Annotated in this window: 15 protein-coding genes and 1 rRNA gene; 5 read left to right on the top strand and 11 right to left on the bottom strand. The window is 64.9% G+C overall.

Annotated features, from left to right (window positions below; translation table 11 throughout):
* Positions 1–10: 10 nt before the first annotated feature.
* From ACIPV6_RS14725 to ACIPV6_RS14715, 3 genes are all read left to right on the top strand, one after another.
* A complete protein-coding gene (locus ACIPV6_RS14725; RefSeq protein WP_400271589.1) occupies positions 11–1,531 on the top strand; it encodes an MmgE/PrpD family protein in 1,521 nt (506 codons plus the stop codon).
* Complete coding sequence (gene prpB, locus ACIPV6_RS14720) at positions 1,532–2,437, top strand: methylisocitrate lyase (protein WP_400271588.1); 906 nt, start codon at positions 1,532–1,534, stop codon at positions 2,435–2,437. It begins immediately after the preceding gene.
* Positions 2,438–2,510: 73 nt separating this feature from the next.
* Positions 2,511–3,650 carry a bifunctional 2-methylcitrate synthase/citrate synthase gene (locus ACIPV6_RS14715; RefSeq protein WP_400271587.1) on the top strand — a complete coding sequence of 380 codons (1,140 nt, stop codon included), beginning with the start codon at positions 2,511–2,513 and terminating at the stop codon, positions 3,648–3,650.
* A 100-nt stretch (positions 3,651–3,750) separates the two neighbouring features.
* Here ACIPV6_RS14715 and ACIPV6_RS14710 read toward each other — a convergent pair whose 3' ends face one another.
* On the bottom strand, positions 3,751–4,245 hold the full coding sequence (locus ACIPV6_RS14710) for an 8-oxo-dGTP diphosphatase (RefSeq protein WP_400271586.1): 495 nt from the start codon (positions 4,243–4,245) through the stop codon (positions 3,751–3,753).
* Between the two features lie 56 nt (positions 4,246–4,301).
* Here ACIPV6_RS14710 and ACIPV6_RS14705 point away from each other — a divergent pair, with 56 nt between their 5' ends.
* Positions 4,302–5,078, top strand: a complete 777-nt coding sequence (locus ACIPV6_RS14705) for a hypothetical protein (protein WP_400271585.1) — start codon at positions 4,302–4,304, stop codon at positions 5,076–5,078.
* Positions 5,079–5,080: 2 nt separating this feature from the next.
* Here the strand turns inward: ACIPV6_RS14705 and xerD are convergent, their stop codons facing one another.
* The 9 genes from xerD to ACIPV6_RS14660 all read right to left on the bottom strand — a co-directional run bounded on the left by xerD (position 5,081) and on the right by ACIPV6_RS14660 (position 14,286).
* Positions 5,081–6,040, bottom strand: a complete 960-nt coding sequence (xerD, locus tag ACIPV6_RS14700) for a site-specific tyrosine recombinase XerD (protein ID WP_400271584.1) — start codon at positions 6,038–6,040, stop codon at positions 5,081–5,083.
* Between the two features lie 2 nt (positions 6,041–6,042).
* Positions 6,043–6,705, bottom strand: a complete 663-nt coding sequence (locus tag ACIPV6_RS14695) for an NUDIX domain-containing protein (RefSeq protein ID WP_400271583.1) — start codon at positions 6,703–6,705, stop codon at positions 6,043–6,045.
* Between the two features lie 28 nt (positions 6,706–6,733).
* Entirely contained in the window at positions 6,734–8,479 is a 1,746-nt protein-coding gene (locus tag ACIPV6_RS14690) for a CTP synthase (RefSeq protein ID WP_400271582.1), read from the bottom strand.
* Between the two features lie 135 nt (positions 8,480–8,614).
* Positions 8,615–10,354 (bottom strand): DNA repair protein RecN, encoded by a 1,740-nt coding sequence (recN, locus tag ACIPV6_RS14685; RefSeq protein WP_400271581.1) that lies wholly within the window; start codon positions 10,352–10,354, stop codon positions 8,615–8,617.
* 3 nt (positions 10,355–10,357) lie between these two features.
* The gene (locus ACIPV6_RS14680; protein WP_400271580.1) at positions 10,358–11,380 is read right to left on the bottom strand and encodes an NAD kinase; all 1,023 of its coding nucleotides are present in this window, start codon (positions 11,378–11,380) and stop codon (positions 10,358–10,360) included.
* A gap of 13 nt (positions 11,381–11,393) precedes the next feature.
* Entirely contained in the window at positions 11,394–12,206 is an 813-nt protein-coding gene (locus tag ACIPV6_RS14675) for a TlyA family RNA methyltransferase (protein WP_400271579.1), read from the bottom strand.
* A 3-nt stretch (positions 12,207–12,209) separates the two neighbouring features.
* Positions 12,210–12,458 carry a hypothetical protein gene (locus tag ACIPV6_RS14670; RefSeq protein WP_400271578.1) on the bottom strand — a complete coding sequence of 83 codons (249 nt, stop codon included), beginning with the start codon at positions 12,456–12,458 and terminating at the stop codon, positions 12,210–12,212.
* Positions 12,459–12,467: 9 nt separating this feature from the next.
* Positions 12,468–13,454: an HAD-IIA family hydrolase gene (locus ACIPV6_RS14665; RefSeq protein WP_400271577.1), complete on the bottom strand. Its 987-nt coding sequence runs from the start codon at positions 13,452–13,454 to the stop codon at positions 12,468–12,470.
* The gene (locus ACIPV6_RS14660; protein WP_400271576.1) at positions 13,447–14,286 is read right to left on the bottom strand and encodes a hypothetical protein; all 840 of its coding nucleotides are present in this window, start codon (positions 14,284–14,286) and stop codon (positions 13,447–13,449) included. Before ACIPV6_RS14660 ends, ACIPV6_RS14665 begins: the two co-directional genes overlap by 8 nt.
* Before the next feature lie 6 nt (positions 14,287–14,292).
* On the opposite strand from ACIPV6_RS14660, the gene ACIPV6_RS14655 reads away from it, so the two are divergent.
* Complete coding sequence (locus ACIPV6_RS14655; RefSeq protein WP_400271575.1) at positions 14,293–15,252, top strand: hypothetical protein; 960 nt, start codon at positions 14,293–14,295, stop codon at positions 15,250–15,252.
* 210 nt (positions 15,253–15,462) lie between these two features.
* On the opposite strand, the gene rrf is transcribed toward ACIPV6_RS14655, so the two are convergent.
* A 5S ribosomal RNA gene (gene rrf, locus ACIPV6_RS14650) occupies positions 15,463–15,579 on the bottom strand.
* Positions 15,580–15,851 lie beyond the last annotated feature (272 nt).

Here is a 15,851-nt window from a genome sequence, read left to right as displayed (position 1 = left end):
AAGGAGCACCATGGTCCAGCACCATCACGTCCGCGTTTACAAGTCCGAGGAGAACCTGCCCCGCGAGGAGCAGTTGGCCCACAAGATCGCCACGGTCGCCGCTGATCCCGTAGAGGTCACTGCCGAAGTGACGGACATGGTGATCAACCGGATCATCGACAACGCCTCAGTAGCCATCGCCTCCCTGAACCGGGCGCCGATCGTTGCGGCCCGGGGGCAGGCCTTGGCCCATGCTCCGTCCGCGAACGGCAAGGGCGCTTCTGTGTTTGGTATCGAGGAGCGGGTTTCGCCGGAGTGGGCTGCCTGGGCGAACGGCGTCGCCGTTCGGGAACTGGACTACCACGACACGTTCCTGGCAGCGGACTACTCGCATCCGGGCGATAACATCCCGCCGATCCTGGCTGTTGCCCAGCACGTGGGATCCAACGGCGCCGACCTGGTCCGCGCGATCGCCACCGGCTACGAGATCCAGGTGAACCTGGTCAAGGCCATCTGCCTGCACAAGCACAAGATCGACCACGTAGCCCACCTGGGCCCGTCCGCCGCGGCCGGTATCGGCACCCTGCTGGGCCTGGACGTGGAGACCATCTTCCAGTCCGTAGGCCAGGCCCTGCACACCACCACCGCAACGCGCCAGTCCCGCAAGGGCGAGATCTCCACCTGGAAGGCCCACGCCCCCGCCTTCGCCGGCAAAATGGCCGTTGAAGCAGCGGACCGGGCCATGCGCGGCCAGACTTCGCCGGTGCCGATCTATGAAGGCGAAGACGGCGTGATCGCCTGGATGCTCGACGGCCCCGACGCCTCCTATGACGTGCCGCTTCCGGAGAAGGGCGAGGCCAAGCGCGCCATCCTGGACACCTACACCAAGGAACACTCCGCCGAATACCAAGCCCAGGCCTGGATCGACCTGGCCCGGAAACTCAATCGCGAACACCCGGAGACCACCGATCCCGCCAACGTGGACTCCGTGCTGATCAAGACCAGCCACCACACCCACTATGTGATCGGCTCCGGCGCCAACGACCCACAGAAGTACTCCCCCACGGCGTCCCGGGAAACCCTGGACCATTCCATCCCGTACATCTTCACCGTCGCGTTGCAGGACGGTGCCTGGCACCATGTGGACTCCTACGCCCCCGAACGCGCCACCCGCCCGGACACCGTGGAGCTCTGGCACAAGGTCACCACCGTGGAAGACCCGGAATGGACCCGCCGGTACCACTCCCTGGACATCGCGGAGAAAGCCTTCGGCGGTTCCGTGGAAATCACCCTCACCGATGGCACGGTCATCACCGATGAGATCGCTGTCGCCGACGCCCACCCGCTTGGTGCCCGGCCGTTCGCCCGGGAGCAGTACGTGAACAAGTTCCGCACCCTCGCCGCAGGGCTCGTGGAGGACGCCGAAATCGACAGGTTCCTCGCCGCCGTCGAACGCGTCACCGAACTCGGGCCAGGCGAACTGGACCAACTCAACATCACCGCCGCCCCCGGCGTGATCGACCTTGAGAACGCTCCGAAGGGACTGTTCTAAATGCTGTACTCCAAGACCACTCCCGAACAGAAGCGGGTGAAGCTTCGGGAACTCCTGGGCTCCGGAACAGTTCAGCAGTTCCCGGGCGCGTTCAACCCGCTCTCGGCGCGCTTGATTGAAGAAAAGGGCTTCGCCGGCGTCTACATCTCCGGCGCAGTCCTGGCCAACGACCTCGGACTACCGGACATCGGGCTGACCACCCTCACCGAAGTCGCCACCCGGGCCGGGCAGATCGCCCGCATGACCGAGCTGCCTGCCTTAGTGGACGCGGACACCGGCTTTGGTGAACCCATGAACGTGGCCCGCACCATCCAGGAACTCGAAAACGCCGGCCTGGCCGGCTGCCACATCGAGGACCAATTCAACCCCAAACGCTGCGGACACCTGGACGGCAAGAACGTAGTGGACCTCGACACCGCCACCAAACGCATCCGCGCCGCAGCCGACGCCCGCCGCGACCCGAACTTCCTCATCATGGCCCGCACCGACATCCGCGCCGTGGATGGACTCCAAGCGGCCCAGGACAGAGCCAAAGCCCTGGTGGACGCCGGCGCCGACGCGATCTTCCCCGAAGCGATGAAGGACCTCAGCGAGTTCCAGGCCATCCGCGACGCCGTGGACGTGCCCATCCTGGCCAACATGACTGAGTTCGGAAAGAGCGAGCTCTTCACCACCGAACAGCTCCAGGGCGTCGGCGTGAACATGGTGATCTACCCGGTGACACTCCTCCGCATTGCCATGGGCGCTGCAGAGCGTACTCTGGAATCGATCAAGGCTGCGGGGACCCAAGAGGCACACGTCGACTCCATGCTTACGCGTGCTCGCCTCTACGAACTCGTGGATTACGAGGCATACAACCAATTCGATACCGGCGTTTTCAACTTCCAGGTTCCTGGCATCCGCTAGGTCCGGATCATCATAGGGGACGCAGGAAACCGGGGTCCCTCCGGTGACCTGCACAAGAACGAAGGAGTTCAGCATGGCAGCTGAAGACATCAAAAAGGGCCTCGCCGGAGTCGTGGTGGACTACACCGCCGTTTCAAAGGTCAACCCGGAAACCAACTCCCTGCTGTACCGCGGGTACCCGGTGCAGGAACTGGCAGCGAAGTGCAGCTTTGAGGAAGTCGCCTACCTCCTGTGGAACGGCGAGCTTCCGGACGAGTCGCAGTTGGCAGAGTTCACGGCCCGCGAGCGCGCAGGCCGTGCCCTGGATCCCGTGGTCAAGTCGGTCATCGACACGCTCCCCACAAGTGCGCATCCCATGGATGTCTGCCGGACGGCGGCCTCGGTCCTGGGCGCCAGGCACGAACTTGCCGAGGATTCCTCGCCCGAAGCCAATCTGAAGAAGGCTGTGGATCTGTGGGCGGCCATGCCGGCCGTGGTGGCTTATGACCAGCGCAGGCGCCGGGGCCAGGACGTGGTGGAACCCCGGGACGATCTGGACTACTCGGCGAACTTCCTCTGGATGACGTTCAGCGAGGAACCCGTTGACGAGGTGGTTGAGGCCTTCAACGTCTCGATGATCCTCTACGCCGAGCACTCCTTCAACGCTTCCACGTTCACCGCCCGCGTGGTCACTTCGACGCTTTCCGACTTGCACTCCGCGGTGACGGCGGCGATCGGGGCACTCAAGGGCCCCCTGCACGGCGGCGCCAACGAGGCCGTCATGCACACCTTCGACGAAATCGGCATCCGCCCGGAGGAATCCCTGGAGGACGCCGCAGCCCGGGCGCGTACATGGATGGAAGACGCCCTGGCACACAAGAAGAAGGTCATGGGCTTCGGCCACCGCGTCTACAAGCACGGCGACTCCCGAGTTCCCACCATGAAGGCTGCGCTGGACAAGATGATCGCCCATTACGGACGGCCTGAACTCCTGGGACTCTACAACGGCCTGGAACAGGCCATGGACGAGGCCAAGGCCATCAAACCCAACCTCGACTACCCGGCCGGGCCCACGTACCACCTCATGGGATTCGACACCCAGACCTTCACTCCGTTGTTCGTGGCCAGCCGCATCACCGGCTGGACCGCCCACGTCATGGAGCAGTTGGCCTCCAACTCGCTCATCCGGCCGTTGAGCGAATACAACGGACCGGAAGAACGGCACGTCCCCTAACGGGTTGCACGCCACTGCAGGACGAACGACGGCGGGCCGGTCACCTGAGGTGGCCGTCCCGCCGTCGTTCGCGTCTGTGGGGTGCGTCGGTGCCATACCGTCAGTCGACGCCCGTCCATACCTCGGTCTGGACGTCCGCCACGTTCTGGTTGTCCGGTGCGAGTTCCACCCGCACGGCGATGCGGCGGCCTGAGATCATGGCTGGCAGCCAATGCTCGGCGTCGGCCCACATCCGGTCCACCGGAAGCTGTGCCACCGGATACCAGCCGGGCGCGATTTCGTCGCTCTCCGACGGTTCGCCCTCCCAGATCCGGGTGAGGAAGACAGTGGTGGCCATGTTCCACTCGGGCCTGGTGGGGAAGATGAAGTCCACGGTTCCCGCAGGGACGAGGTCAGCGGCATCAACCACAACATGGATCTCTTCCATGACCTCCCGGCACGCGGCTTCGATGGCCGTCTCCCCGGCCTCGACATGGCCGCCAACACCCACCACCTTGCCGCTGCCGAATCCGGTCTTCTTGGTTCCCAGAAGGACGTGCTCGCCCTCCGCATCATCGCGGAGGAGGAAGCACAACGTCACATGCGCTGCAGTCATGCTGCCCACCTTAACCCGATCTCCCCCCGTCCTGCCGCCATTGCTACAGTGAGCCCATGAGCAAAGCCGGGGGTGAACCGCGGACGGCGACGGCCGCCGTCGAACACGCAGCTGGGGAGTCCGGTCCCGTAACTCCAATGGCCGGTCCAGATGCTCCAGCGGCCGGTCCGGTTTCCAAAGCCGCTCCGGACCGTGACGCATGGTTGCCGCGCTGGCTGGTGGCGCACCCCCTGTACTCCGGGTGGGCCTGGACGGTCCTGTGGTCCGGGCTGATCGTCCTGGACGAAGTGGTGGACCTGGCTGGCTGGACCTGGTATCTGCTGGTGTTGGTGGCCGCCCTGCCCACACTGGTGTCCACGTTGGTGGTCCTTCACGCGACCCCGCGGAGCCACCTTAAAGCAGTGGATGCGACCGTGCTGGGGCACTTCTTCGTGCGGTTCCTGGCTCTCGTGGCGGCTTTCATGGTGTGGGCCGCCTCCGTGGTGATGAGCGCTTCCATCTCAACCACCGTCCAAACAGTGATCGGTGATTCCGAAAAGGAAGTCACGGCCTTGGGCTTCAACCTGATGGTGGCATCGGTACCGTTGGTGTTATCCGTGTTGTGGATGGCCTTCATAGTGCGGTGCGCCTGGTTCCTGCGGCGGCTGCGGGGTTGGCGGCAAATACCGCTGAAGACCCGGGTGCCCAAGAAGTTCCTCCGCGGACGACCCGCCCTTAAGCGCGTGGTGGTGGGTCTGGCCCACCCTGGATTGCTGCTGGTGGCCGGCCTGGGAACATCGCTGCTGGCCTTGTTCGTGGACGCTGTAGAGCTGACGTTCAGCGTGATTGGCTAGGGCTATCCAAGGGCCCGGGGATGCGCCGCCGCGTAGACCTCACGCAACGTATCCGCCGTCACCAGGGTGTACACCTGGGTGGTGGTCACCGAGGCATGTCCCAGCAGTTCCTGCACGACCCGCACATCCGCTCCGCCTTCCAGGAGGTGGGTGGCAAAGGAATGCCGCAGTGTGTGGGGCGAGACGTCCTTGGTGATGTTCGCTTTTTCGGCGGCGGTCTTCAGGATGGTCCAAGCGCTCTGCCTGCTGAGTCGGCCGCCGCGCGCGTTGAGGAACAGGGCCGGGGTGCCCTTACCCTTGGACGCAAGGAGCGGCCTGCCCCGGACAACATAAGCTCCAACGGCCCGGGCGCCGTAGGAGCCAAGGGGTACCAGGCGTTCCTTGGATCCTTTGCCGAACAGCCGGACAATGGCCGGGCCGGGACCCGTTTCCTGCAAGGAGACGTCGTCCACATCCAGGCCGACAGCCTCGCTGATGCGGGCGCCCGTGGAGTAGAGGAACTCCAGGAGGGCGCGGTCACGGAGCCCTGTGGCTGTATCCGTGCCGGCGGCTTCGAGGATCCGGGTCACCTCATCCACGCTGATGGCTTTCGGAAGCCTCTTCCCGGGCATGGGTGGGTGGACATCGCCCGCGGGGTCTGAACTCGTGAGGCCCTCAAGAGCCCAAAACTTATGCAGACCCCGCACCGCAACCACGGTCCTGGCCGCCGAACGCACGCCCAGGACGGATGCACCGTCCGCGCCGTCGGACAGGGCCTGCACAAAAGCCGTGACATGGTGACGGGTTACCCCGCCTGGCTCGCCGACCCCTTGCGCGGCAAGGAAATTCGCATAGCGGCCCAGGTCCCGGCGGTACGCCGCCAGCGTGTTCGCCGCCAAGCCGCGTTCCACTCCCACATACTGCAGGTAATCGGTGATTCCACGGTCAATGGCCGTGGCAGTCCGGGTGGCGGCCTCGGGCATGCTCAGCGCTGGCTCGGGTGTGCCGGCCAGGGAGCAGTGGCCGGCCGGAGGCTGCTGAAGCCGTCAGCCTTTGCAGCGGCCGCGGCCAGGATGCCAAGGACCGCGGAAGGGTTGTGCAGCCGGCCCTCAAGGACGGCCTGCACGGCATCGTCCAACGGAATCCAATGCAGCTCAATCTCGGCTTCTTCGTCCGTTCGGACATGGCGTTCGGCTTCCGGAACTTCGCTGAGGCCACGGGCCAAGTAGATGCGGACGGCCTCGCTGGAGGATCCCGGCGAATTGAAGAAGTCCACAAGGACGTTCCAAGTAGCCGCGGTCAGGTCCGCTTCCTCCGCCAGCTCGCGGGCAGCGCCCACCACGAAGTCCTCGCCCTCCACGTCGAGGAGGCCTGCCGGGATTTCCCAGAGGTCCATGGCCACCGGGTGGCGGTACTGCTTCAAGAGGAGAATTTCGCCGTCCACGTTCATGGGCAGCACGGCCACGGCACCGGGGTGGTCGATGTAGTCGCGCACCAGTGCGTCGGTGTCCTCGCCGAGTTGGAAGGAATCGCTGACCACATCCCAGATGCGGCCCTCATAGACCTTGCTGGAAGACAAAAGACGGCGCGGGCTCGGCACGTCCGAAACCTGCCGTGTCGTGCTGGGGGTTTCAGAAGTACCGGGCATCGCGCCGTCCTTTGCTTGAGCGGTTTCTTTACTTGGCAGCTACCGCGTCGGCGGCCTGCTTAGCTTCGACGGCTCCACCTTCACGGCGGTCCAACGCAGCCTTGACCAGCCCTGCGAACAGCGGGTGGGGGCGCGTGGGACGGGAGCTGAGCTCGGGGTGCGCCTGGGTGGCGACGTAGTACGGGTGCACTTCGCGGGGAAGCTCCACGTACTCCACCAGCTTGCCATCGGGCGAGGTACCGGAGAACACCAGGCCCTCGGCCGCGATCTGGTCGCGGTACTTGTTGTTGACCTCGTACCGGTGGCGGTGGCGTTCGCTCACGGACGTGGTGCCGTAGGTTTCGGCTACCACGGAGCCTTCGTCGAGCTTGGCTTCGTAGAGGCCCAGGCGCATGGTCCCGCCGAGGTCTCCCTTGCCGTCCACGATGTCCAATTGCTCTTCCATGGTGGCGATGACCGGGTACTTGGAGTCGGGTTCGAACTCGCTCGAAGAGGCGCCTTCAAGGCCCACGACGTTGCGGGCGTACTCGATCACCATGCACTGCAGGCCGAGGCACAGGCCCAGGACTGGGAGCTTGGTTTCACGGGCGAACTTCAAGGCACCGAGCTTGCCTTCCAGTCCACGGATGCCGAAGCCACCGGGAACGCAGATCGCGTCCACGCCCGCCAGGGACTTGGTGGCACCTGCGAGGGTTTCGCATTCGTCGGAAGGAACCCAGCGGATCTTGACCTTGGCCTCGTTGGCGAACCCGCCTGCGCGCAGTGCCTCGGTCACCGAAAGGTAGGCGTCCGGAAGGTCGATGTACTTGCCCACCAGGGCGACCTCGACCTCGTGCTTCGGGTTGTGCACGGCCTCAAGCAGTTTGTCCCACTTGCTCCAGTCCACGTCCTTGAACGGCAGGTCCAGGGCGCGGACGATGTAGGAGTCCAGTTGCTGGGAGTGCAGGGTCTTGGGAATGTCGTAGATGCTCGGAGCGTCGGCGGCGTTGACCACGGCATCGATGTCGACATCGCACATGCGGCCGATCTTCTCGCGCATGGCTTCGGGAACTTCGCGGTCAGAACGGATCACGATTGCTTCGGGCTGGATGCCGATGGAGCGCAGGGCAGCGACGGAGTGCTGTGTCGGCTTGGTCTTCAGCTCCTGGGAGGGACCGATGTACGGGACCAGGGATACATGGAGGAAGAAGACGTTCGTCCGGCCGATGTCCTGGCGGACCTGGCGGGCTGACTCCAGGAACGGCTGCGATTCGATGTCGCCAACGGTTCCACCGATTTCGGTGATGATGACGTCCGGAGCGTTCTTGCCCTCGGCGGGCAGGCGCATGCGGCGCTTGATCTCGTCAGTGATGTGCGGAATGACCTGGACAGTATCGCCAAGGTATTCGCCGCGGCGTTCCTTCGCGATGACCGTCGAGTAGATCTGGCCGGTTGTGACGTTGGCCGAACCCTCGAGGTTCTCGTCGAGGAAGCGCTCGTAGTGTCCGATGTCGAGGTCGGTTTCGGCGCCATCGTCAGTCACGAACACTTCGCCGTGCTGGAAGGGATTCATCGTGCCCGGATCCACGTTCAGGTAGGGATCGAGCTTCTGCATAGTTACAGACAAACCGCGTGCCCGCAGCAGGTGGCCGAGGCTCGAAGCCGTCAGTCCCTTACCGAGCGAGGACGCCACACCGCCGGTGACGAAGATGTGTTTGGTCGTCTTGGACGAACCCGGGAACCGGGAATTTACACGGGAATTTGATCGCTGCACCACGGAATTCGAGCTTATCATCAATTACGCCTTCCAAGCGTCCTGTCCGGATTCCCCAAATGGTCCATGGTTGCCCAGTTACCGGCCTGCAATCAAGGGTTCGGCCGGAACAAAGTGCACTGAATGTGATTGTCCTCGCAGTGTCTCTCCTGGACCCTATGCCTGCTGCGGAAGGAGTTTCGCGTCGTCCAGGAGCTCCTGGGCGTGCGCCTGCGCGGACTCTGAGTCCTCCTGCCCGGCCAGCATGCGGGCGAGTTCCTTGACCCGTTCTTCCTCGGACAACAACTGGACATCGCTGGACGTGAATCCGGAGGTGGTCTTGCCGTCCGCGCCACGAACCGAGGTCTTGATGACCCGGATGTGCTGGTCCGCAAACGCGGCAACCTGGGGCAAGTGCGTGACTACCAACACCTGGACGTGCCGGGCCAGCATGGCCAGCCGGCGTCCGATTTCGACGGCGGCTCGCCCGCCCACGCCGGCGTCAACCTCGTCGAACACGAACGTCGGAACCGGGTCCACGGCAGCGAGGACCACTTCAATGGCAAGCATCACCCGGGACAGTTCACCGCCCGAGGCACCCTTGCCCAAAGGCCTCGCCGGGGCACCGGAGTGCGGGCGGAGCAGGAACGCGATCTCATCGGTGCCCCAGGGTCCCAGGGAGCCGCTGTCCTCCACCTCGATGACCAACGTGGCGTCGGCCATCGCCAGGGCCTTCAGTTCCGCGCTGACGCGCGAGGAAAGCTCCTTCGCCCCCTTGAGCCGTGCCTTGGTAATGGCGGCCGCCAACTTGCGGAGCTTTTCCTCCGACGCGGCAACCTCGGCGTCCAGGGATTCGATGCGGGTCGAATCGTCCTGGAGTTCGTCAAGGCGGATCCGCGCCGTCGCGGCCCACTCAAGCACCTCATCGATGCTTGGAGCATACTTGCGGATGAGCTTGGCCAGCGCAGCGCGGCGTTCCTCGATTTCGGACAGTCGCTCGGGTCCCTCCGTGTCCAGGGCAGCCTGGTAGCTGGACAGTTCGGCCGCGATGTCGTTCAGCAGGAAGCCCACTTCCGCCAGTCGTGCCGCGGCGGCGCCGAGGGTTTCGTCGTGGTCAGCCACGTGTTCCAGGGTCCGCTTGGCGGCATCCACCAGGGAGGTCGCATCCCCCGACTCGCCGAACTCCTCGGCGATCAAGGACTCATGGGCTGATGCCGCGGCGATCCGCAATTCTTCGACGTTGGCAAGTTTCACCGCTTCGGCCTTGAGTGCCTCGTCTTCGCCGGGCTGGGGATCGATCTCATCGATTTCGGTCAGCGCGGCATCCAACGACTCCGCTTCGCGCAAGCGCTCACGGGCCTCGTTGCGCAGTGTCTCCAGCTCGGACTGGATCGACTTCCAGTGCTTGTACAGATCTTGGTATTCCCCCAGCGGCTTGGCCAAGGATGCTCCGGCGAAGCGGTCCAGGGCATGCCTCTGCGCTGCCGCGCCCTTGAGCCTGATCTGGTCCGTTTGGCCGTGGACCACCACCAGGCTCTCCCCCAGCTCCGCCAGGACTCCGACCGGCGCCGTCCGCCCACCCACGTAAGCCCGGCTGCGTCCGTCGGCACTGACGGTACGGGCGAGCAGGAGTTCAGCCACGCCGTCGTACTCTTCCGCTTCGCCGCCGGCCTCCCGGGTGCGCTCCACGGCGTTGTGTTGCGGATCGAGCTTCAGTACCGCCTCGGCGGATGCTGACTTGGCGCCGCTGCGAACGGCACCGGCGTCCGAGCGGGCGCCCAGGAGAAGCCCGACGGCGGTGACCACCATGGTCTTGCCGGCGCCGGTTTCACCGGTGACGACGCTCAGGCCGGGGCCGAGCGGAAGGGCGGCGTCGGTGATGACGCCAAGGTCACGGATTCGGAGTTCTTCAAGCATGCTTCACTTCGCATTCGTGGGGTCGGAGGGTTCACCGTGCCCAGGCTCGTGCGGGCTCGGCAAGGGTGCCGGCGACGGTGTGCGGATCACGGGGATCGGGCCGGTGTGGACTTCGCCGCTGCGTGGCGCGGGACCACGCCAGCCATGGATGGGCAGCTGGAACTTCCGGACCAGTCGGGCGGAAAACGGGGTCATGTGGGTCCGGGCCAGCCGAACGGGTGTGGCGGACCGGGTCACCTCGACGCGCGCTCCGGGCGGCAGGTCCACCGAACGCCGGCCATCGCACCACAACACACCCAGGGCATCTGTCCGGTTCATGATCTCCACGGCCAGCTTGGACCTCGGGGACACCACCAAGGGCTTGGCGAAAAGGGCGTGGGCGCTGATCGGCACGATCACCAAGGCCTCCACTTCCGGCCAAACAACCGGGCCACCGGAGGAGAAAGCGTAAGCCGTGGAACCTGTTGGAGTTGCCAGGACCACGCCGTCGCAGCCGAACGAGGTCAGCGGACGTTCGTCCACCTCGGTGACCACTTCCAGCATGCGCTCCCGGTTGGCTTTTTCGATGGCAGCCTCATTGAGGGCCCAGGTATGCCAGATCTTCCGGCCCTTGATCCATACCTGGACATCGATGGTCATGCGCTCTTCCACCGTGTACTGGCGGCTGGCAATCCATTCAACGGTCTGGGCCAGGTCCGCGCGTTCACTTTCGGCAAGGAAGCCGACGTGACCAAGGTTCACGCCCAGCAGCGGAACATCCACTTCGCGGACCAGTTCGGCAGCGCGCAGGATGGTGCCGTCGCCGCCCAGCACCATCACCAATTCGACGTCCTCCAGGCTCACGTGATCGTGAAGGATCCCGATGGGCGTATCCACGGCGCCGAAAAAGCGTTCGACGTCGGCCAGCTCGGACTTCTGCAGCACCGGAACCAGTCCGGAAGAATGCAGTTGGGTACAGGCATCCCACGCCGCGCGGAGCGATTCCTCCCGCCCGGTGTGGGCAAGGACCAGTACATGCCTGCTCATCGGGTTCTGCTTTCTAGTGGTTCGGCCAGAGTGATTCCATCAACGCAGCAACGTCCCCGTCCCGCTCTTCGATCTTAGGCAACTCCGCCGACATCCTGCGTTTCATCCACAGGAAGTACTCAACATTTCCGTCCTGGCCCGGCAGCGGACTGGCCGCGAGGCCCTGCACGTCCAAGCCGGTATCCACCGCGGCCCGCACCACCTGGGCGACCGCCCGGCGTCGTTCCTGTTCGGAAGACACCACGCCGGTGCGGCTCAAGCGTTCCTTGCCAACCTCGAACTGCGGCTTCACCATGAGCACCAGGTCACCACCCGGCGCGGTGCAGGCCGCCAGTGGCTCCAGGACCAACGTCAAGGAAATAAAAGAGAGGTCTGCCACGGTCAAGGATGCAGCCCCACCGATCTGATCGGGCGTCATGTACCTGACATTGAGTCCCTCATGGACGTCCACCCGGTAGTCGTCCCGGAGCCGTTGGACCAACTGGCCGTGCCCGACGTCCACCGCCACCACCCGCGCGGCCCCCTGCCGCAGCAGGACGTCCGTGAAGCCGCCGGTGGAGGCACCGGCGTCGAGGCACCTCCGGCCCGCAACGAGCACGTCCGGGAAGGCTGCAAGCGCACCCGCGAGTTTATGACCTGCACGACTGACGTAGGCGTCCTCCGGATGGGGTTCCACCTCCAAAGCTGTTTCGGCACCCACCGGCTGGGAAGCCTTGGACAGGACGGTGCCGCCGGACGTGATCTTGCCATCGGCAATGAGCTTGGCCGCATGGGTCCGGGACCTCGCCAGCCCACGGGCGACGAGTTCCTGATCGAGTCGTGCCATGCGCTAGTTGTTGCCTTCCGGGGTGTCGGCGTTCGGCCGTCCCGCCGCCTGTGCCGCCGCGACCGGCGGGAGGCCGGGTTCGGCGTCGAGGGCCTCCAACAGCGAATCGTGAACCGCCGTGTACAGGTCCGCATGCTCCGATACCGGAGTCCCCGAAACAGCGTTCAACAGTTCCAGGGTCCGGTCGACCGCCGCTTCACCGCTGGGGGCGGCGGGTCCGGGCCATAGTGTTTCTTCAGTGGACTCGGTCATCGCACCAGTCTAGTGAGAACGCCACTCGAGGTTCGGCGCTTGCGCTTCGGAAGCATCCGGCACAGCGCTCCACCAGGCCGCACACGCCGCGCGCCAGGCATCGAGATCGTCCTCGGAACCCGTGACGGTCACAACATTGTCCTCCACGGATGCGGAGGCCTCCCCGCAGCGGAACGAGTGGTCTTCTCCGATGACGTCCGGATAAGGCTCGTAGAGCTCGGTGAGATCCGCCAGCAAGTACGTCGGCCGTTCATCCGTCCGGGCGGCCAGGATGGTGTGCTTCGTATCGACGCCGGTCAGGACGGCCGCCGTCGCATATCCTGCGCGGTTGCCACCCAGGATGTCGGTGTCCAGGCGGTCGCCCACCACGAGCGGCCGGTCGGCCTTGAGCCGCTTCGCAGCGGCGTGGAACAGGGGCGCTTCCGGCTTGCCCGCAACCAGGGGATACTGCCCGGTCGCGGCGGCAACAGCCGCCACCAAGGTGCCGTTGCCCGGAGCCATTCCGCGGGCCTGCGGAATGGACATGTCAGTGTTGGTGGCGAACCACTTGGCGCCGCCAGCCACGACGTAGGAGGCCTCGGCGAGTTCCTTCCAGCCAATCTCCGGGTTGAAACCCTGCACCACCGCTACCGGGTGCTCAGCTGCGCTGTGCACGGGCTTGAGGCCCACCAGCTCGATCTCATGGGCCAAGGCCGCGCTGCCTGTAATCAGGACATGCGCGCCCGCCGGCAGCATCGACGCAAGCAGTTCGCCTGCCGCCTGCGAGGAACTCACCACCTGGTGGTCCTCTGCCGGCGCTCCCAGTTCCCTCAAATGCGCGGCAACCTGTGCAGGCGTCCGCGACGCGTTGTTGGTCACGTACCCCAAGCCGACTCCCACGGACTCCAGCCGCTGCAGCGACTCCACGGCGCCCGGAATGGCGTGCGGCCCGGCATAAACCACGCCGTCGAGATCGGAGAGAACGGCGTCAAAGGACTCAATTAGCGCTTCAGCCATTGCGGGACTCGTCGTCTGCTGCTTTTGCGTCCTCAGCCGGGTCGCCGTCCTGGTCCTGGTCCTCGTCCTCGTCCTCGTCCTCGGCGGAATCGATGTCGGACTCAGGGTCGTCCGACTCAAAGTAGTCGGACTCGGCGTCGTCCACATCAACGTCATCGTGGGCAGCATCCGCTGCCGCGGCCTCGGCGATCACAGTCTCGGTTTCGGCCTGCCCGACGGCGGCGTCCCCGTCCTGCTTCTGGAAACGGGGCTTGCGCCCGGCTGCTTCTTCCTCTTCGTCCCAACCGAGGTCCAGGATCTCCGGCTCCGCGAAGTCGCCAACGCCCAAGGCGTTCTCGGCCACGACGGCCTGGCGCTCCCAGCGCACTGCTTCATCAGCGCGGCCGGCAGCCGTCAAGGCCTCGGCGTACGCGCGGAACAAGCGGGGGCTGTAGGAGAAGGCCCGGTTGATGTCCAGCTGCGGGATCTCTAGCTCGGCCACCGCTGCATCCAACTGGTTAAGGTCGGCACGGGCGCCCGAAGCCACAATGGCAAGCTCAACCTTGCCCGGAGCATCCAGGTCCTGGGCCTCGGGTGAACGCACCATGTCCAGGGCACGGTCGGCACGGCCCAGGCCACGCTCGCAGTCAGCCATCACCGGCAAATGCACGTTGGAGCCGCTGATACGGCGGTACGTGCGGAACTCACGCAGTGCCTCACCGTAGTGCCCGGCAGCGTAAGCCGTCAGACCCACAGCCTCGCGGACAGCGGACAAACGGCCGCCACGACGGCTCGCAGCAAGGGCGTGCTGGAACGCGAGTTCAGGCTCCACATCGATCAGGCGCCCTGCCATGACCAAATGCTTGGCAACCCAACCGGCGTTCTGGTCTTCAAGCGTCTTGATCTGGTGGCCTGTGGCCCGGTCCAGCTCATTGCCCGTGACATCCTCGTCAATCTCCGGCGAACGCTCACGATCCGGACGGTTGGCGCTTCGAATGTCCTTGGCGTTAGGCACACGGGCCGGACGGTCTTCGCGGGCTTCGCCGAAACGGCCACCACTGGGCCTGTTCTCGCCGAAGGACCGGCGATCCCCACCACGGTCGTTCCGGTCGCGATCGGTCCGATCACGGAAGGGCTTACGGTCATCGTCACGGCGCGGGCGATCGCCTTCGCGCCGGGGACGATCGCCGAACGTGCGGCGGTCATCGCCGTCGCGGCGCGGACCATCAAAGTTCCGCGGACCACGTTCCGGGCGGTCACCAAACGGCTTGCGGTCACCGTTGTACGGCCGGCGCTCACCATCGCGGGCAGGACGCTCCCCGCCGCGTGCCGGGCGGTCACCAAAGGAACGGCGCTCACCATCGCGGGCAGGACGCTCCCCGCCGCGTGCCGGGCGGTCACCAAAGCTACGGCGGTCGTCACCGTCACGGCGCGGACGATCACCAAAAGGCTTCCGGTCACCACCAAACGAACGACGCTCATCCCCATCACGGCGCGGACGGTCGGAGCCGCGCTCGGGACGCTCTCCGAAAGGCTTGCGATCGCTGTTAAACGGTCGGCGCTCACCGTCACGGGCAGGACGCTCAAAGGGCTTCCGCTCGCCATAGGGACGGCCTTGGTCATTGCCATCTCGGTTTTCCCTGGAGCGGAAGCCCCGGGGGTCGCCGCCGGAGTTGTTATTGGGACGGTAGGAACCGCGGTCTCCACGATTCCCGCCGAAGTTACCGCGATTGCCGCCTCGATTACCGCCGTTGTGCTCAGCCATTATGGATTCCTCCTGTTGCGAGCCGACCAGTGGCGCGTGCGTAGTCGCTCATAAACCTTATTTCGTTGTCACGCCGCCGGCAAATACGGATGCCGGCTCGTTTGTCTTATGCAATTCTAGGCGACCGCACTTCTGGAGCCGAACGCCCAGGGCGCCTCATAGTGTTCCCGTGGCAAGTCTCACAACTTGTTGTCGGTACTTTTGGTTGTTAAAGTGGGAGGCCCCCCAACCGTGGTGGTTGGGGGGCCTCGACCTGTAAGTGTTGTCCGGCGGTGTCCTACTCTCCCACACCCTCCCGGGTGCAGTACCATCGGCGCTGTGGGTCTTAGCTTCCGGGTTCGGAATGGGACCGGGCGTTTCCCCCACGCTATGACCGCCGTAACCTTTTCACCCGCACCCCCGCTTGTTGGTGGGGGTTGGGAAGTCTTGTGGTTACAACTGTGGTGCTTGGTTGTTATTCAATTAGTGGTTTCCTGGTTTGCCCCGGTGTTGGGGCGGGGTTGTTGGTTGGGAACCACATAGTGGACGCGTGCAGTGTTTTTTGGGTGGTGTAAGTTGTTGGCCTATTAGTACCGGTCAGCTTCACGAGTCTTTAGTCCTCGCTTCCACATCCGGCCTATCAACCCAGTGGTCTGGCTGGGGGCCTCTCACAC

The organism is Paenarthrobacter sp. NPDC089988, from assembly GCF_044748465.1.
In the GTDB taxonomy this organism is placed as follows: domain Bacteria; phylum Actinomycetota; class Actinomycetes; order Actinomycetales; family Micrococcaceae; genus Arthrobacter.
Note: the sequence above shows the minus strand (reverse complement) of the source record. Positions and strands in the feature narration are given on the sequence as shown.